Annotated in this window: 17 protein-coding genes; 3 read left to right on the top strand and 14 right to left on the bottom strand. The window is 58.2% G+C overall.

Annotated features, from left to right (window positions below):
- Positions 1 to 439: 439 nt before the first annotated feature.
- From rlmB to HMPREF2942_RS01910, 9 genes are all read right to left on the bottom strand, one after another.
- The gene (gene rlmB / locus HMPREF2942_RS01950; protein ID WP_005509305.1) at positions 440 to 1,426 is read right to left on the bottom strand and encodes a 23S rRNA (guanosine(2251)-2'-O)-methyltransferase RlmB; all 987 of its coding nucleotides are present in this window, start codon (positions 1,424 to 1,426) and stop codon (positions 440 to 442) included.
- A 95-nt stretch (positions 1,427 to 1,521) separates the two neighbouring features.
- Positions 1,522 to 2,940, bottom strand: a complete 1,419-nt coding sequence (gene cysS, locus HMPREF2942_RS01945) for a cysteine--tRNA ligase (RefSeq protein WP_070688153.1) — start codon at positions 2,938 to 2,940, stop codon at positions 1,522 to 1,524.
- A gap of 82 nt (positions 2,941 to 3,022) precedes the next feature.
- Positions 3,023 to 3,505 carry a 2-C-methyl-D-erythritol 2,4-cyclodiphosphate synthase gene (ispF, locus tag HMPREF2942_RS01940; protein ID WP_005509302.1) on the bottom strand — a complete coding sequence of 161 codons (483 nt, stop codon included), beginning with the start codon at positions 3,503 to 3,505 and terminating at the stop codon, positions 3,023 to 3,025.
- 73 nt (positions 3,506 to 3,578) lie between these two features.
- Positions 3,579 to 4,322, bottom strand: a complete 744-nt coding sequence (gene ispD / locus HMPREF2942_RS01935) for a 2-C-methyl-D-erythritol 4-phosphate cytidylyltransferase (RefSeq protein WP_070688150.1) — start codon at positions 4,320 to 4,322, stop codon at positions 3,579 to 3,581.
- Between the two features lie 15 nt (positions 4,323 to 4,337).
- A complete protein-coding gene (locus HMPREF2942_RS01930; RefSeq protein ID WP_005507150.1) occupies positions 4,338 to 5,021 on the bottom strand; it encodes a response regulator transcription factor in 684 nt (227 codons plus the stop codon).
- Between the two features lie 41 nt (positions 5,022 to 5,062).
- Positions 5,063 to 6,190, bottom strand: a complete 1,128-nt coding sequence (locus tag HMPREF2942_RS01925) for a sensor histidine kinase (RefSeq protein ID WP_049350516.1) — start codon at positions 6,188 to 6,190, stop codon at positions 5,063 to 5,065.
- Between the two features lie 182 nt (positions 6,191 to 6,372).
- The gene (locus HMPREF2942_RS01920; protein WP_049357741.1) at positions 6,373 to 7,110 is read right to left on the bottom strand and encodes a phosphoglyceromutase; all 738 of its coding nucleotides are present in this window, start codon (positions 7,108 to 7,110) and stop codon (positions 6,373 to 6,375) included.
- Between the two features lie 220 nt (positions 7,111 to 7,330).
- Positions 7,331 to 7,648 (bottom strand): DUF2516 family protein, encoded by a 318-nt coding sequence (locus HMPREF2942_RS01915; protein ID WP_049340347.1) that lies wholly within the window; start codon positions 7,646 to 7,648, stop codon positions 7,331 to 7,333.
- A gap of 48 nt (positions 7,649 to 7,696) precedes the next feature.
- Positions 7,697 to 8,899, bottom strand: a complete 1,203-nt coding sequence (locus HMPREF2942_RS01910; RefSeq protein ID WP_049350514.1) for a trans-sulfuration enzyme family protein — start codon at positions 8,897 to 8,899, stop codon at positions 7,697 to 7,699.
- Positions 8,900 to 9,058: 159 nt separating this feature from the next.
- Between HMPREF2942_RS01910 and tmk the strand changes: the two genes are divergently transcribed.
- Both tmk and HMPREF2942_RS01900 read left to right on the top strand, forming a co-directional pair.
- The gene (gene tmk, locus HMPREF2942_RS01905) at positions 9,059 to 9,775 is read left to right on the top strand and encodes a dTMP kinase (protein ID WP_083313453.1); all 717 of its coding nucleotides are present in this window, start codon (positions 9,059 to 9,061) and stop codon (positions 9,773 to 9,775) included.
- Positions 9,772 to 10,914 carry a DNA polymerase III subunit delta' gene (locus HMPREF2942_RS01900; RefSeq protein ID WP_070688148.1) on the top strand — a complete coding sequence of 381 codons (1,143 nt, stop codon included), beginning with the start codon at positions 9,772 to 9,774 and terminating at the stop codon, positions 10,912 to 10,914. Before tmk ends, HMPREF2942_RS01900 begins: the two co-directional genes overlap by 4 nt.
- Positions 10,915 to 11,043: 129 nt before the next feature.
- Here the strand turns inward: HMPREF2942_RS01900 and HMPREF2942_RS01895 are convergent, their stop codons facing one another.
- From HMPREF2942_RS01895 to manA, 3 genes are all read right to left on the bottom strand, one after another.
- The gene (locus HMPREF2942_RS01895) at positions 11,044 to 12,399 is read right to left on the bottom strand and encodes a PFL family protein (protein ID WP_070688145.1); all 1,356 of its coding nucleotides are present in this window, start codon (positions 12,397 to 12,399) and stop codon (positions 11,044 to 11,046) included.
- A gap of 10 nt (positions 12,400 to 12,409) precedes the next feature.
- Entirely contained in the window at positions 12,410 to 12,679 is a 270-nt protein-coding gene (locus HMPREF2942_RS01890; protein WP_005507158.1) for an ACT domain-containing protein, read from the bottom strand.
- Positions 12,680 to 12,977: 298 nt separating this feature from the next.
- Positions 12,978 to 14,165 carry a mannose-6-phosphate isomerase, class I gene (gene manA, locus HMPREF2942_RS01885; protein ID WP_070688143.1) on the bottom strand — a complete coding sequence of 396 codons (1,188 nt, stop codon included), beginning with the start codon at positions 14,163 to 14,165 and terminating at the stop codon, positions 12,978 to 12,980.
- Positions 14,166 to 14,302: 137 nt separating this feature from the next.
- On the opposite strand from manA, the gene HMPREF2942_RS01880 reads away from it, so the two are divergent.
- Entirely contained in the window at positions 14,303 to 15,709 is a 1,407-nt protein-coding gene (locus HMPREF2942_RS01880; RefSeq protein ID WP_070634333.1) for a phosphomannomutase/phosphoglucomutase, read from the top strand.
- 157 nt (positions 15,710 to 15,866) lie between these two features.
- Here HMPREF2942_RS01880 and HMPREF2942_RS01875 read toward each other — a convergent pair whose 3' ends face one another.
- Positions 15,867 to 17,048 carry an FAD-binding oxidoreductase gene (locus HMPREF2942_RS01875; RefSeq protein WP_070634331.1) on the bottom strand — a complete coding sequence of 394 codons (1,182 nt, stop codon included), beginning with the start codon at positions 17,046 to 17,048 and terminating at the stop codon, positions 15,867 to 15,869.
- Between the two features lie 631 nt (positions 17,049 to 17,679).
- Positions 17,680 to 18,150, bottom strand: coding sequence for an RrF2 family transcriptional regulator (locus HMPREF2942_RS01870; protein ID WP_005507162.1), 471 nt, complete (start codon positions 18,148 to 18,150; stop codon positions 17,680 to 17,682).
- Positions 18,151 to 18,225: the final 75 nt, after the last annotated feature.

Below are 18,225 nucleotides of genomic sequence, written 5' to 3'. Positions count from 1 at the left end.
ACAAGTGGGGCCTTGAAAGGGTCTCAAACACCCTCACAGACACCAAACCGCCTAGTCAGCACAGGATAAGCTCCTCAAAAGCTCTTTGAAAAAAGTTTAAAAACCTTCAAAAGACCCCGAAAAACCTGCAGAAGCTCCCTGAAGAGCCCATATAGAAGGGCAGAAAAGCCTCTCAGCATCAAGAAGATAAGAAGAGAAGACGGGAAGAAAAGATGGGAAGAGGGGCTCCGCCCCCTCCCCCATCTCTGTATCCCGCATATCTGTACCGCTGCACTTCCCCGTTCTGTACCTCCCAGTTCTGTAGTCTCCCTATATATGAGCACCTATATATGGGGAGAGCACAGAAAAGGAGGGCACCCCCTCACGGGGCGCCCTCCTTGTTCAAGCTATAGGGTTCAAGCTACAGAGCTACAGCCCGTAGCTCGCAAGCTTCAAAACTTTAGTTCGCGGAAGCGCGACGACGAGAAACATCGTACAGAGTAATACCCACAGCCATCGCCGCGTTCAAAGACTCCATCGCAGAATCAATCGGAATCGACACAATCTGATCGCAGTTCTCAGTCACCAGGCGGGACAGACCCTTACCCTCAGAACCAACCACCACGCACAGCGGCTCATTCGCAAGCTCCAGAGCCGGCAGCTCAATATCGCCACCGCCATCCAGACCAATCACGAAAATACCCTGCTCCTTAGCCTGCTGAATCACGCGAGTCAGATTAGTCGCCATCGCAACAGGAATACGAGCAGCCGCACCAGCACTAGTCTTCCACGCACCAGCGGTCACAGCAGCCGAACGACGCTCAGGAATAATCACACCATCACCGCTAAATGCGGACACGCTACGAATAATCGCACCCAAGTTACGCGGATCAGTAATACCGTCCAAAGCAACAAACAGCGGCGGAGTCGACAGCTTACCCGAGTGCCAACGCTCCATAGTATCCAGCACCAAATCAGTCGCGTCCGGGTACTTGTACGGCGGAATCTGCATCGCAACACCCTGATGCACAGAACCATCAGTCAAACGATCCAGCTCGCTACGCGGAATCTCCAGCATCGGAATATTGCGCTTATTCGCAATAGTCATAATCTCGCGAACGCGGTCATCAACCTCAACACGGCTCATGATGTACAAGTGCTTCGAGGGAATCTCAGTACGCAGAGCCTCAAGCACCGCATTACGACCAGTCACCAGCTCATCGCTAGCACGCTTACCGCCCAGACGAGTCTGGAACTTACGGTTCGTACCGGTAGCAGCACGACGCTCAGCCGCGCGCTTCATCTTATGCGCCTTGTGATAAACGCGGTCCTCAGCCTTCGGAGTAGGACCCTTACCCTCAAGCGCCTTACGACCGTGACCGCCAGTGCCCTTAGTAGCACCCTTCTTCTTGGTGGTAGCGCCCGGGCGCGAACCTGCCTTAGCCATTCTTCTCTTCCTTCGTCAAAGTAATGAATACGAGTCTACGCGAGAGAAACCCGCGCGACCTAAGCCTTACGCACAAACGCGGGGCACATCACCCTCTAGCCAACGCTCCAGCTCGAACCATTCGCGCCATCCTTCACCTGCACACCAGCAGACGCCAATAGATCACGCATCGCATCAGCCTTCGCCCAATCCTTCTGAGCACGAGCAGCAGCACGCTCCGCCAATACAGCCTGAATCAGCGCATCCAGAGCCTCATGCTCAGCACCCGAAGTGCCCTCAGCATTAAAGCTCATCAGCTGCGCCAGGCCCAGAACCTCAGCCATAGCCATCACAGCATTCGCCGCCTCCGAAGCATCCTCACCGGCAGCAAGCGCCGCATTACCGGCACGAGTCTGCTCATGCAGAACCGCCAGAGCACGCGGAATATTCACGTCATCATCCATAGCCTCTGCAAAAGCCTCCGGAACCTCACGACCCGGCTTCAGCACATCCTGAGTTGCAGCAAGGAACGCCTCAACACGCTCAATAGCGGTTGCCGCCTCCTGCAAAGACGACGGACGGTAATCAAGAATCGAACGATAATGCGCACTACCCAGGTAATAACGAACCACCAGCGGACGAGCCATCTGCAGCATCTGCGCCGGCGAAATCGTATTACCGATAGACTTCGACATCTTCTCACCCTCATAGGTGACCATGCCGTTATGCATCCAGAAATTCGCGAAATCATCGCCAGCTGCAGTCGACTGCGCCAGCTCATTCTCATGGTGCGGGAAACGCAAATCCAAACCGCCACCGTGAATATCGAAACGCGAACCCAAATACTTACCAGCCATCGCCGAGCACTCCAGGTGCCAGCCCGGACGGCCGCGACCCCACGGAGACTCCCACGAAGCAGTCAGCGGCTCACCCTCCTTATAGCCCTTCCACAGGGCAAAATCGCGAGGGTCACGCTTACCGCGCGGATCAGCATCCGCAGAATCCTGCATATCCTCAACGCTCTGATTCGTCAGCGCACCATACTTATCCCACGAACGCACATCAAAATACACGTCACCAGAATCATCCAGTGCAGGATACGCGTGGCCACGATCAATCAGACGCTGAATCAGAGCAAACATCTCCGGAATATGACCGGTCGCGCGCGGCTCATACGTCGGCGGATCAATACCCAACGCCGCATACGCCTGAGCAAAAACCTTCTCAAAACGATACGCGAGCGCCCACCACTGCTCATTCGGGAACTCACCCTCAAAACCGGGCTCCATAGAATCAGCAGACTTCGCCAAAATCTTGTCATCAATATCAGTGACATTGCGGACCGTCGTCACCTTCAAACCACGGTAACGCATCCAACGGCTCAACTGGTCAAAAACCAACGCCGAACGGATGTGGCCCAGATGCGGTTCACCCTGCACCGTAGCACCACAATAATAGATACGCGCCTCACCGGGCACGACGGGCTCAAACTCGCGAATAGTCGCGGAAGCTGAATCATAAAAACGCATAGTCACACTCTCATTCTACGGGGTCGGTTCAGACGCCGGGGCGGTAAATCAGCGATAGGTTACAGAATGGCTCGAAGCAGCCAAACACCTACGAACGCGGATACACCAGCGCCGTCGCAATAGCAGCCACACCCTCGCCGCGGCCCGTCAAACCCAGACCGTCAGTAGTCGTCGCAATCACCGTCACCGGAGCACCCGCCGCCTCGCTCAGCACACGGTTCGCCTCATCACGGCGCGGGGAGAACTTCGGGCGGTTACCCACCAGCTGAACGCTCACATTACCAATCTCAAAACCAGCAGCACGCACAATCGCCGCAGCCTCAGAAAGAATACGAACACCCGAAGCGCCCTTCATATCCGGGCGGTCCACACCAAAATTAGAGCCCAAATCCCCCGTGCCGGAGGCGGCAAAAAGAGCATCCGCGGCAGCATGAGCCACCACATCACCATCAGAATGGCCGCTCAAACCACGCTCACCCGGCCAATGCAGACCAGCAATATACAGGGGAGTGCCCTCTTCGCCAAAAGCGTGGACATCAACACCGGTACCAACACGAGGAATAACAGTCATCACAGGACCCTTCAATCGATCAAACATCTTCTCAGCAGCAATGCCTCGGCAAAAGAGGCATTAGGCGGCAAGGTTAGGTAGCAGAATCACCAAACAGCGCGCGAGCAACCCGCAAATCCATCGGAGTCGTCACCTTAAACGCATCCGCAGCACCGGCAACCGTCAATACCGGCTCGCCCGCAGCCTCCATCGCCATCGCATCATCAGTGAGCAGCTCAGCCTCCTCAGCAGGCAGGGAACGGCTACGCTCATGTGCCGCCAACAGGGCAGCCACCTCAAAACCCTGAGGAGTCTGCACCGCACGCATCTGCGCACGCGAAGGAGTACCCGTCACCAAACCAGCAGAATCCACAGTCTTCACCGTATCCACCACCGGCAACACAGGAATCACCGCACGCACAACACCCTGCGGGCTCTCAGCACCCAAACCCTCAAGCACACGGTGATACACCTGCGGCGGAGTAAAAGCACGAGCGCAATCATGAATCAGCACATAATCCACCGGAACCTGCGCATCCTTCAAAGCATCCAACGCCGCAACCACCGAAGCAGTACGCGTATCACCACCGGCAGTAATCAACGCACCGGCACGGCGGGCGTCCTCCAAAAGCTCCGGGCAACTCGCCGAACAATCAGCAGGAACAGTCACCACCACATGCTCCGCAACACCCGAAGCGAGCGCACCCTCCAACGCATAATCCAGCAAAGTACGACCATGCACACGCACAGCAGCCTTCGGGATCGGCTCACCCAGGCGAGTACCCGAACCAGCCGCCAAAACAATCACAGCAGTATTCGCCGCAGAAGCAGAACTCATCAGTCTCAAGCCCGCCTACGCCTCGAACTTATAGCCCAAGCCGCGAACCGTCACCACATACTGCGGGGCAGAAGAATCCGGCTCAATCTTCGAACGCAGACGCTTAATGTGCACGTCCAGGGTCTTCGTATCACCCACATAGTCGGCGCCCCACACGCGCTCAATCAACTGGCCACGAGTCATCACACGACCCACATTGCGCAGCAGAATCTCCAGGAGCTCAAACTCCTTCAGCGGCATAGAAATCTCTTCACCATTAACCGTCACCACATGGCGGTCAATATCCATACGCACCGGGCCGCCCTGCAGCACCGACTCAGTAGCAGAATCAGTCTCCGCCGAACGACGACGCAACACCGCGCGGATACGAGCAATCAGCTCACGCGCAGAATACGGCTTCGTCACATAGTCATCAGCGCCCAGCTCCAGACCCAGCACCTTATCCAGCTCAGAATCCTTAGCCGTCAGCATGATAATCGGGACCGAAGACACCTCACGTAGCTTACGGCACACCTCCATACCGGACATGCCCGGAAGCATCACATCCAGCAGCACCAAATCCGCGCCCTCGCGGTCAAACACCGGCAGAGCATCCAGACCGTTGTCCACAACAATCGTCTGGAAACCCTCACGACCCAGCAAAAACGCAAGGGGATCCGAGAGGGCCTCTTCGTCCTCAACAATCAGAATTTTAGACATCAATAACTTCCTTCGATTCCATAAAACCTATACCGCTAACACTACACTGCGGCCGGAGCCTCATTCAGCGGCAACGCCAACGTAAACGTCGAGCCCTCCTGCGGCATCGACCGAACCGTCACGCTGCCACCGTGCTGAGTCATCACGTGCTTCACAATGCTCAAGCCCAAACCGGTACCGCCCGTCTGACGCGAACGAGCCGGATCAACCCGGTAAAAACGCTCAAAAATACGTTTCTGCTCGTCCTCCGGGATACCCACGCCCTGATCAGCAACCTCAACCAGCAGCTGATCCGCCACACGGTGCACCCAAATATCCACCTTCGTATGCTCCGGCGAATAACGCACCGCGTTCTCCACCAGGTTCTGCACAGCAATACCGAGCAGCTCGGCGTCACCGTACACCTCGGGGACCTCCTCGATGCGGGTAGAAATCTGAATGTCCTTCTCCTCCGCCACAATATGCGAACGGTCCACCGCATCAGCCACCAAAGAAGGCACCGACACCGGACCACCACGCGCAATCACATCGGTCGACTGCAGACGCGAAAGCTCAATAATGTCACGCACCAGCGCAGACAGGCGGCGCGTCTCCTTATGAAGACGCCCCACAAAATACTCAATCGCCTCCGGGTCATCACTCGCCTGCTCAATAGCCTCCGCAAGCAGACTCACCGCACCCACCGGAGTCTTCAACTCATGCGACACATTCGCCACAAAATCATTACGCATACGCTGCACACGAGAAATTTCAGTGCGGTCATCCGCAAGCACCAAAATGTACTCGTCCCCCAGCGAAGCAACACGCACATCCAAGACCAGCGCCTCACCCTCACCGCGGTCAATCTCAAAAGTACGCTCCGCAAAAATACCGCGATGACGCACCATGCGAATCATATCCGCCAACTCATCAGACGCCACCGTATGACCACGCACCAGACCCATCGCGTACGCACCCGGAGAAGCCTGAACCACGCCGCCCACCTCATCAATCACCAGGTAGGCGCGACCAATCACAGCAAGTACCTGAGCGGCACCATCACGCAGCGCCGGCGCCGACACCAAACTACGCTCCTGCTCCCGCTCACTACGCGCCACCGCATTCATGCTCAGGACGCCCACCAGCAGACCTATCATGCCCGCAATAAAGGCGATCAGACCGGCATCCATGTACTTCCCTTCTGTTCGGGTACCCCATAAGTATAAATGTGGCGGATACCCAGCACTCAGGCGAACGCTCTTCTTCTCAGGCACGCTCCCCGTACAGAAACCTTACAGAGAACGCAATGAGCCGCCCACCTCAACGGTGGACGGCTCATCACAATGACAGGGGTGAAACCCTGCCGGAGGTATTACTTACCCTGGTTTGCTACGGCAGCAATAGCGTCCTTAGCAGCCTCGGGGTCCAGGTACTCGCCGGGCTTGACGGGCTGGAAGTTCTCATCCAGCTCGTAGTACAGCGGAATACCGGTGGGGATGTTCAGGCCAGCAATGTCCTCATCGGAAATACCCTCGAGGTGCTTGACCAGCGAACGCAGGGAGTTACCGTGTGCAGCAACCAGAACGGTCTTGCCTGCTGCGAGGTCGGGCTTGATGTCCGACTCCCAGTAGGGAAGCATACGGCCCAGAACGTCCTTCAGGCACTCGGTGCGAGGAGCGTTCTCAACATCCGCGTAGCGGGGGTCGTTTGCCTGCGAGTAGGGGTCGTTGTCATCCAGCGGGGGCGGCGGAACGTCGTAGGAACGACGCCAAGTCATGAACTTCTCGTCGCCGTATTCCTCGCGAATCTCGGACTTGTTCTTACCCTGCAGAGCACCGTAGTGACGCTCGTTCAGGCGCCAGGTGCGCTTGACGGGAATCCACAGACGGTCTGCTGCATCCAGTGCAAGGTTTGCGGTGTTGATTGCGCGACGCTGCAGGGAGGTGTGAACAACATCGGGGAGGATGTTGCGCTCTGCCAGCAGCTCGCCGCCGCGCTTAGCCTCAGCGCGGCCCTTATCGGTCAGGTTAACGTCCACCCAGCCGGTGAACAGGTTCTTCTCGTTCCACTCGGACTGGCCGTGGCGCAGGAGTACTAGTTTGTAAGTCATACCTCTATTTTTTCATTTACCCGCCGGTTTGTCATGCCTTAGAGCCTAGAAAATATGCATTCTCCCAAAAATTTATAAGGGTCTTTTCTACCAGAACGAAAGGCTCAAAAACCCCGCCAGAAAAGGGCAAAGCCCCGCACACCATCCGACCGGGACAAACCCATCAGACAGCGCACGAGGCTTCACCATCTATCGCCCAAAGCGAGCGCAAAAGCTAACGCTAGAAACGGCGGCGACCCACCGAAGGCCACACACCAGCCAGGAACACGCAGCTAATCACAGCAGCAATCAGCTGAAGAATCAGCACGCTATTACCGCCACCAGTCACCGCAGCAAAAACGCTAAACAGCGACACAGCAGCAGAACCACCGGTCAGAGCCAGCCACGTGTTCTTCGGGCGCTTACCAGCAAAATCGTAAGCATTAGCCGGAGACGACCACGCACGAACAAAAGCCAGCACACCAACCACAGCGCCGGCAACAGCCAGTAGCACATCGATAAGAGTGGTCACATAGATGACCAACAGAATAGGAGACATAGTATTCCTTAGAATCAGCAGCTTCTCTAGACAACCCTAGCAAAGTGCCTAGCGGACAGCATTAAAGGCCTCAACCAAGTCATTGTAAAGGTCATCGACGTTCTCAATACCTACCGACAGGCGCAGCAGGGATTCGGGAATCGAATCCGGCTCGTTACCGTGGCGACGACGACGCTCCACCAGAGACTCCACGCCGCCCAGAGAGGTTGCCGGGGTCCACAGCTTCAACGCCTCCACGACGTTACGGGCACCAGCCGCATCGGTATCCAGGGTGACGCACAAAATCGCACCGAAACCGTCCATCTGCTTCTTCGCAACCTCATGACCGCGGTCGCTCTCCAGACCCGGGTAACGCACCTCAGTCACGAAGGGGTGCTCGCTCAGACGCTCCGCCAGCACCTGTGCGTTCTGCACAGCACGTTCCACGCGCAGCGCCAGGGTGCGCAGGCCGCGCAGACCAAGCCATGCCTCCACGGGGCCGGGGATTGCGCCGTTGGTGATGCGGTGGTGCAGCATCGCCTTGTACAGTTCCTCATTCGAGGTGAGGGTCATGCCCAGCAGAACATCAGAGTGGCCCGCGAGGAACTTCGTAGCGGAGTGAACCACCACGTCAGCACCCAAATCCAGGGGACGCTGCAGAATCGGGGTTGCGAAGGTGTTATCCACCGCGGTCACAATGCCCAGGCGGCGAGCAGCAGAAAGCAGGGCAGGCAGGTCAGCAACCTCAAGCATCGGGTTCGTGGGGCTCTCCAGCCACGCCAGAACCTTCGGCTCCGAGTAGTTCACGTTCTCCGGGGTCACGCCGACGCGGGATGCGGCATCCTCCATAGCGGCGATAACGCTCTCGGTGTCTTCAATGTCCACGCGAACAAGCTCAATGATGCCGCGGCGTTCCAAATCCTTGCACAGGGTCACCGACGCCATGTATGCGTGCTTAGGAATCAGAACGATGGAACCAACCGGCAACAGGTCGATGACAGCAGCGACAGCAGCCATACCGGAGGGGAACAGCAGACCGGGCTGGGTAGCGTTCTCCAGCTTTGCCACAACCTCTTCCATGCCCTCCCAGGTGGGGTTCGAGAAGCGGGCGTACACGCGGTCCTGCTCAATATTGACGGCGTCCACACCGCGGTAGGTGGAAGAAAGAACGATCGGAGGGTTCACCGGCGCATCATGCTCGTGTGCCGGGCGGCCGCCAGAGACGACGAAGGTCTCTGCGGAGTAATTCATGTCGTGGTTATCTGCACTCATGTCTTTAAGCCTGGCACACCCTGGCATAGAACGCACGTCCGTACGAGTGATAGCACACAGGATTTACATGTTTTTTACCTTTATGCGCGCTCAACCCCACGCGGAGGTATCACCAAAACCGCACCGGTGCTGCTAAGAGACCCGGTACCCTTAAGGGTGATGGATACTCTCAGCTACACCCCCGATGCACAGAATCTTCCCGCTGACCCGACCGGTCGCCGCGGGCTTTTTATCGTGGTCGAAGGAGGCGACGGCGCCGGCAAAACCACCCAGCTCGCCCTGCTGAATGAAGCGCTCAGCGCCCGCGGATACCGTGTCATCACCACCCGCGAACCCGGCGGCACCGAGATTGGTGAGAAGCTGCGTGCCCTCGTCCTTGAAGCGGGTCAGGGTACCATTGATGACCGCACCGAGGCGCTGATTTTCGCGGCATCCCGCGCAGCGCACGCCTCCCAGTTGATTCGTCCCGCGCTTGCAGAGGGCGCCATCGTGCTGAGCGACCGCTATATTGATTCTTCCGCCGCGTACCAGGGTGTTGGCCGTGATCTGGGTATTGAAACCATCGTCGATTTGAGCCGCTGGGCTACCGCCGACCTGGTACCCGATGCAACCCTATTGCTGAGTGTGCCGCTGAGCGCCGAGCAGGAACGCATGGACCAGCGCGGCACCGTCGACCGTATTGAGGCTGAAGGCGCCGCGTTCAAGGCCCGCATTCACGGTGCGTTCGAGCAAATCGCTCGCGAGGACGCTAACGGTTCGCACCGCATTATTGATGGTGTGGGCACGATTGAGCAGGTGCACGCGCGTGTGCTTGAGGTGATTGAGCCTCTGCTTGCCGCCCGCGAGCTGGTCCGCACCGGTAAGGAGGACTCATGAGCCTCTGGGATACCCTGCTGATTCCCGCCGATAAGCTCCAGCAGCTGCGCACGGATGCCGCCGCCGCCCGCCCCACGCACGCTTGGCTTTTTACGGGTGCAACCGGTGCGCCGCACCGTGAGGCTGCGAAGGTCTTTGCGGCCGCGCTGCTGTGCGAGCAGCCCGACCCGCAGAACCGCGGATGCGGTCAGTGCAAGGGCTGCGTGACCGTCATGAACGGTTCACACGCAGATTTTACGCACTTTAGTACCGAGGCGACGCATATCAGCATTGATGAGGCGCGCGAGCTGGTCATGAAGGCTCAGGACCGCCCGACCGTAGGTCGCTGGCGCGTGATTCTGGTTGAGGACACCGAGCGCATGCCGGAGCGTACCTCCAATGTGTTGTTGAAGACGATTGAGGAGCCGCCGCCGCATACGATTTGGTTGTTGACGGCGCCCTCTCCCACCGATGTGCTGGTGACGATTCGTTCACGGTGCCGTCCGGTGCAGTTGCCGGTTCCTACCGATGCGCAAGTGCACGAGTATTTGCTGGCGCACGGTGTGGCGGATCCTTTGGCGCAGCGTGCGGCGCGTCTGGCTCTGGGTGATGCGCAGGAGGGGTACCGTTTGGCGACCGATGAGCGGGCGATGGCTCGTCGGGAGTTGATTACCTCCCTGATTCTGAATGTTCGTTCTATTTCTTCGGCTTTCAACGCAGCAGAGAAGCTCACCGACCTTGCCGACCAGGACGCACAGGCTGTCTCCGCTCTCAAGGATGAGCAGGAACGCCAGGAGCTTCTGGCTCTGCTAGGTATTCGCGAGGGTGAGCGTGTTTCTCCGTCCTTGCGAGCGCAGGTTCGCCGTCTGGAGGAGCAACAGAAGCGCCGCGCTAAGCGCGTTTCCTCCGATACACTGTTGCGTTCCGTGGCGCAGGTTCAGACGGTTCTACGTGATGCGTTGACGGTGGCTCTGTCGGCGCAGGCTCCGCTGGTCAATGAGCATTTGCGTGAACCGCTGGAGGCGTTCTGCTCCCGCCGTTCCGTCCAGCAGCTGCTGGAGGATGTGCAGGCGGTCGAGCTGACTCTGCGTCGTCTGCGGACGAACGCGAATGCGCGTCTGGCACTTGAGGCGTTGATGAGCCGCTTCGTGTATCAGTAGTTTCTTAGTAGCTCATACAACGAAGGGGGAGGCACCGAAGAGATAATCTTCGGTGCCTCCCCTTTTTCTATTGGTTCTCAGTGCCCCTAGAGTTTAGTTGCAGATTCGAGCTTAGTTACGGAATCAAACTTAGTTGCGGAAACCGTGAACCGGCGACGGAATACGACCGCAGCGGGCGATGAACGCCTCCGCGCTGGGGGTGTGGGTGGGCATGACGGGTGCGCGACCGAGCAGGCCACCAAATTCGACCGTGTCGCCTACGCCCAGGCCGACCGCCGGGATGACGCGAACCGCGGTGGTCTTGTGGTTCATCACGCCGATTGCCGCCTCGTCGGCAATCATTGCGGCGAGGGTGGCGGCGGGGGTGTCGCCGGGAACCGCGACCATGTCCAGACCGACGGAGCAGATGGCAGTCATCGCTTCGAGCTTGTCCAGGGTGATGTGTCCGGCGGCTGCGGATTCAATCATGCCGATGTCCTCAGAGATCGGAATGAAGGAACCGGAGAGGCCACCGACGTTCGAGCACGCCATGAGGCCGCCCTTCTTCACCGCATCGTTGAGCAGCGCAAGTGCCGCAACGGTGCCGTGGGTACCGACGGTTTCCAGACCCATCTCTTCGAGGATGTGCGCGACCGAGTCGCCAATCTCTGCGGTGGGTGCCAGGGAGAGGTCAATAATGTTGAAGGGTACGCCCAGACGCTCGGAGGCGAGGGTACCGACCAGCTGACCGACGCGGGTAATCTTGAAGGCTGCCTTCTTGATTTCTTCGGCGCAGGTGTCGAAGGATTCGCCGCGGACCTTCTGCAGGGCGCGGTGTACCACGCCGGGGCCGGAGACGCCTACGGAGATAGTGGTGTCTGCCTCCTGCACGCCATGGAATGCGCCCGCCATGAAGGGGTTGTCGCTGACGGCGTTCGCGAAGACGACAAGCTTGGCGCAGCCGAAGCCGTGTGCGTCCGCGGTCAGGTCTGCGGTGGCGCGGATGGTTTCGCCCATGAGTTTGACGGCGCTCATGTTGATGCCGGCGCGGGAGGATCCGATGTCTACGGAGGAGCAGACCACGTCGGTTTCTGCGAGCGCTCGCGGAATGGAGCGAATCAGCTTTTCATCGGCGGGGGTCATGCCCTTGTCGACGAGAGCGCTGAAGCCACCGACGAAGTTCACGCCGACTGCCTTAGCAGCTGCGTCGAGGGTGCGGGCGAACTCCACGTAGTCCTCATCGTTGGAGGCGCCTGCCACCAGCGCGATGGGGGTGACGGCGATGCGCTTGTTGACAATCGGGATGCCGAGCTCAGCTTCGATACCTTCGCAGACGCTGACGAGGTTTGCGGCGCGGCTGGTGATCTTGTCGTAGATTTTGCGGCGGGCTACCTCACCGTCAGAGTCGGCGCAGTCGAGCAGGGAGATACCCATGGTGACGGTGCGAATGTCGAGCTTCTGCTCCTCGATCATTCGGATGGTTTCTAGAATGTTGGCGTTGCGCATAAGTGGAGCCTTAGATGGTGTGCATTGCCTTGAAGATGGATTCTGCCTGGATGCGAATCTGGACCTTCTGTTCGTGCTCGACACCAACCATGGCTTCCTGCAGGTCGATGAGGTTCTGCTGCTCTTCGTCGAAGGAGCAGTGCATGATCATGGTGAAGAATTCGCCCATGATGGTCTGGGAGACGTCGAGGACGTTGACCTTGCGCTCGGCGAGGGTTGCGGTCACGGCGGCGATGATGCCTTCGTGGTCGATGCCTGTGACGGTGAGGATGATCTTCACGGTGTTCTCCTAGTTGTTTGGGGCTGCGTACCTGAGGAAGAGGTGCATAAAGGCACAGGTATACGCATATTTATAAGACCAATTATAGGTTACCCAGAACACACTGTGCAGGGTAGGCACAAAATATCCCCTGCCTCCCCTATTCGGGGCATAAAAAATCCACGCCTCCCCCGACCTGAATAGATATAGGGAAGAACGTGGATTCTTTATTATGTGCCAGTCTTGAAGTATCTTTCGACACTCCTTATAACTGGCTAGTTATAACTGTCTAGAAGTTTTAGTTATCGAGGATTATTTCCTAAACATAAGAAGCGATGTACAGCTCACCGCTACCGCTCAGGGTTGCCTCGGAGGGCTCACCCACGTGCAGTACCGACTCGGTGGCGCCCAGCACGAACTCTTCGGTACCGTTGCCGTCTGCTGCGTGAATAGTAATTTTGCCGGATACGCTCAGCGCGGCGCTAATGCCCTCGAAGGTGTATTCCTGCGGCTTGCCCTCTTCAACGCGGATGCGGGTCACGCTCATGCGCTCGTCCCACATGGCGTAGGTGCCCACGGGCGCGTTCTCGGGGGTGGGGCGCTGAATAACGGGTGCGTCCTGGCTTTCGCCGAGAACCTTGATGAGCTCCTCGGTGTCGATGTGCTTTGCGGTCAGGCCCGCGCGCATCACGTTATCGGAGGGGTTCATCAGCTCAATAGCGGTACCGGAGACGTAGGCGTGCACCTGACCGTCGGGGGTGAAGGCAGATTCGCCCGGTGCCAGGTGAACCAAGTTCATGACGAAGGCGACGAGCAGACCGCGGTCACCGGGGTACTTGCCAGCAACAATCTGCACGAGCTCAGCTGCGTCAGCGATGAGTGCGTTGTCGGAGCGGGTCAGCTGCGCTGCCGCCTCGACAAGCTGCTCAACAGCCGCGGTGGCGGTCTCTTCGGGCATGCGGATAATCTCGGTCAGCAGCTGCTTGGGGGTGAGCTCCACACGCTCTGCCAGCCAGTCGGCCTTGAACGCCTCGGCAAGCTCTGCCAGCTGCTCGGAGGTGCGCACACCGGTGAGCACGCGCATCTGGGTCAGGGCGATGACGGTTTCAGGCTTGGAGTAGCGGTCCTTGTAGTTGCGGTGCGGCGCATCAATCGCGATGCCGCGTGCCTGCTCATCCTCGAAGCCGGCAATAGCCTGCTCGGGGGTGGGGTGCACCTGAATCGACAGGGGGGCGTCAATCGCAAGGATCTTAAAGAGGAAGGGGAACCAGTCAGAGGTACGGTCCGGGCGCAAGAAACGGGACGGCTCAGCCTGGATCAGCTCGTTGAGCGGGGACTCAGTGCCGTCAACGGTCGCACGGGAGGGCGCAGCCGGATGCGCGCCAACCCACACCTCAGCCTCGGGCTGTTCGGTGGGGACGGGCACGCCACGCATGCGTCCGAGAATTTCGCGGGAACCCCACGCATAATTCTGAATCTGGTTTTTTAGGGGAAAAATCTCACCCATGGGGGAAAATACCTCTCGACGTGAGTTGTTTGAAGCAAGTGACGTGATAAAAAACCCATACATTCAGCGGAATTTATAAGGTTTTACCTGCCCATTATAGAGGCTAGTTGCACTTCTTTACCGCTAAAATAAAAGGCGTGACTACTATTAATCTACATGACTCATTCAAAGCGTACGACGTGCGTGGCATCGTCGGCGAGACCATTACCGCAGAGACTGTTCGCGCTACCGGCGCGGCTTTCGTAGACGTTCTGGGCCTGGAGGGCCAGACCATTCTGGTCGGTGGCGACATGCGTCCCTCCTCCCCCGAATTCATGGATGCATTCGCCCAGGGTGCAACCGCTCGCGGTGCAAATGTTGAGAAGATCGGTCTGATCTCCACTGACGTTCTGTACTTCGCATGTGGCGTTGAGAACGCTGCCGGTGTTACCTTCACCGCTAGCCACAACCCCGCAGAGTACAACGGCATGAAGATGGCTAAGGCTGGCGCTGTTCCGCTGTCTTCCGAGTCCGGTCTGTTCGATATTCGCGACTTGGCTCAGAAGTACCTGGATTCGGGCGAGATTCCTTCGGTTGAGAAGGTCGGCACCGTCTCTGAGAAGGACATTCTCAAGCCTTACGCAGAGTACCTGCGCAAGCTGGTTGATCTGTCTTCCATCCGCCCCCTGAAGGTTGTTGTTGACGCTGGTAACGGCATGGGTGGTATGACCACTCCCGCTGTTCTGGGCGACACCATCCTGCCGGGCCTGCCCCTGGAAATCGTTCCCCTGTACTTCGAGCTGGACGGTACCTTCCCGAACCACCCGGCTAACCCGCTGGAGCCGGCTAACCTGGTTGATCTGCAGAAGGCTGTTGTTGAGCACGGTGCTGACATTGGTCTGGCATTCGACGGCGACGCTGACCGTTGCTTCGTCATCGACGAGAAGGGTGAGCCCGTCACTCCTTCCGCTGTGACCGCTCTGGTTGCTGAGCGCGAGATTGCTCGTGCGAAGGCAGAGGGTAACGAAGAGCCCGTCATCATCTACAACCTGATCACCTCGAAGGCTGTTCCTGAGCTGGTTGAGAAGCTGGGCGGCCGCGCAGTGAAGACCCGCGTGGGCCACTCCTTCATCAAGGCTGTTATGGCTGAGGAGAACGGCGTTTTCGGTGGCGAGCACTCCGCTCACTACTACTTCAAGGACTTCTTCAACGCAGACACCGGCATGCTCGCTGCAATGCACGTGCTGGCTGCTCTGGGTGGTAGCGATCAGCCTCTCTCCGAAATCAGCGCGAAGTACTCCCCGTACGTTGCTTCCGGTGAGATCAACTCCGAGCTGGAAGACAAGGTTGCCGCTGTGGACCGCGTGCGTGCACACTACGCTAACGCTCCCGTGGTTGTTGAGGACTCCGACGGCACCACCTTCACCAACACCGAAGAGGGTTGGTGGGTTAACCTGCGTCCCTCGAACACCGAGCCTTTCCTGCGCCTGAACCTTGAGGCACCGGATGTTGCGACTATGGAGCGCGTCCGCGACGAGGTTCTGGCTCTGGTTCGCCAGGGCTAAGCACTAGCTAGCTGCTAAAGATCCCGTCCCGCAGATTATTTCTGCGGGACGGGATCTTTTATTTTGGGTTCTAAAAACCCGGCTAGGTTCTCCTATCTCAGAGGAAGAACCTAGCCGGGTTTAAGAAACCTAGCGGACGAGCCGGCTTACGGGGTTTTTACGCCTCGCGTGCCTGGTCGTGGAGCATCCACTGGTCGGGGCCGAAGATTTCGTAGTTGATGTTCTTGCCGGGAACGCCTGCCTCAACCAGTGCGGAGCGTACGCCCTGCATGAAGGGCAGCGGGCCGCAGAGGTAGACGTTAGCGTTGGCGGGAACGTCCAGCTTGGAGACATCGACGCGGCCGGTGAAGTCGCCGCCCTCGCCCTCGATGAAGGATACGAGGCGTGCGTTGGGCAGCTTGCCGACGAGCTCGGCGAGCTCTTCGCGCAGGGGCCAGGTGTCCAGGCGGCGGTCTGCGTGGACCACGGTCACGGGGCGCTCAGAGCCCTTCTCAACCAGCTCGGAGAGGAAGCTGAGCATGGGGGTGGTGCCGATACCTGCGGAGAAGAGGTACAGCGGTGCCTCGGGGTCGCCGAAGCCTTCCAGGGTCAGGTCACCGTAGGGGTTGGAAAGCTCGACGACTGCGCCGACTTCCAGCTCGTGCAGGATGGAGGTCATCTCGCCGTTGGGGTCAAGCTTCACAGCGATGCGGCGCTGGTTCTTTTCGCTGGGCAGCAGGGTGTACTGGCGTGCCTGGCGCAGACCGTCGCGTGCGGGAACAACGATGGAGATGTACTGGCCGCCCTTGGACTCGGTCATGGGGGTTTCGTCGGCAGGCTCGAAGGTCAGCACGACAACGTTCTCGCCGGTCTCCTTGCGGTCAACGAGCTTGAAGGGCGCGAACATGACGTCGTTTGCCTGGGAAGCGTACAGGCCCTTCTCCAGCTTGATGAGGGCGTTGCCCATGAGCCAGTAGACCTCGGTCCATGCCTCAACGATTTCGGGGGTAGCCAGGTCGCCCAGGTTAGCGGCGATTGCCTCGAAGAGGTACTTGTAGACGGTGGGATACTCTTCTTCCTTCAGGCCCAGGGATGCGTGCTTGTGTGCAACGCGGGAGAGGACCTCGTCGGGGTAGGAGTCCGGGTTCTGGACGATGTAGGAAGCGAACACAGCGATGGAGCCTGCCAGTGCCTTGGGCTGGGTGCCTTCGAGCTGGGAGGAGCGGGAGAACATGCCGTCCATCAGGTCGGGGCGAGCGGCGAACATTCGACGGTAGAAGTCGGGGGTGATGTCGTTGATGCGCTCAGCAATGATGGGCAGCGTTGCCTCAATGATGGGGCGGGACTTCTCGGAGAGCATGTCTTGCCTTCTTCCTGTGTGGTCACCTGGTCGTTGTGATGATGCCCTTGATATGTGTGGTGCTGGGGCGTTCACTCGGACAGCTCAGTTGGTGACGAAGTGTTTATAAAGCACCCTTACCGTAGCATTTTGCGGGGTGTTTGCGCTGAGTGCAGGTCACTCCCTGAGGGGTGTTGAGGGGTCTAGGTGAGACTTATGGTTCAGCTTGACTCAAAGAGAGAGCCCCGCGTCACACTATATATTTTCAGCACTGTTTTTGAGTTCACCGGGTGACTAGCCCCGAAGTCTGCATAAAAATTCTGGAATGAAAATATATTTACTATGGAAAGTATGCAGTGTGGTGCAAAAATGAATATGGTCACATTTTCTGCATTTGAAAAGCAAATTTGCAATATTCTGCATTTACTGCACAAATTTAGGACTCACGCAGGTTCCAGCAGTCACGCAGGCAGCGGCAAAATACTCCCCACTCCCCTCGAAAACCCTGCAAGAACCCCCTGCAAGAAAGCCGAGAGAACCCCGCGCGAACCGCCCAGCAGCCCCCGCGCCAACCGCAGAAACACCCTAAACTTCGTGTTAAAAACTCTATGGAGCCTCCCACCGGAAAGCTCCACAGGTACCACGTATTCCTTTAGCGTGCAGGCAGCGCATTCTCCGGAGGCGCGAAGCCTAGCTCCACAAATACCGGGCCAACGGGACGTGCACCGGCAGTCAACTCGCTAATCACAACCGAGTCCACCGAAGCATAGAACGCCTCACGAGCCTTCGCCAGCACATTGCGCAGGCGGCAGAACTTATCGAGGGGGCAGTGGCCGTTCTCATCCTCGCACTCAATCATGGGGATATCGCCCTCAGTAGCGCGAAGAACAGTGCCGACGGTCGCAGAACGACCAGCATCGGAAAGCATAACGCCACCGGCGCGACCGCGAGTCGAATCCAGGTAACCCATGTTCACGAGGAAAGCCACAGCCTTCGCCACATGGTTGTAGGGGGTGTCCACTCCCTCAGAGATCTTCTGAGTGGAAAGCTTCTGACCGGGCTCCAGAGCAGACAGGAGCATCAGAACGCGGAGCGAGACATCCGAGAATGCTGTCAAACGCATGGATACTCCTTCTATCCTTCTCGTGTCGCCGTCACTTCCACAGAGAACTTCCACAGAGACGGCAACGGATGCGTG

This window comes from Rothia sp. HMSC071C12 (assembly GCF_001813895.1).
GTDB lineage: Bacteria > Actinomycetota > Actinomycetes > Actinomycetales > Micrococcaceae > Rothia > Rothia mucilaginosa.
The sequence above is the reverse complement of the archived record's forward strand: the minus strand, read 5'-3'. Positions and strand labels throughout refer to the sequence as shown.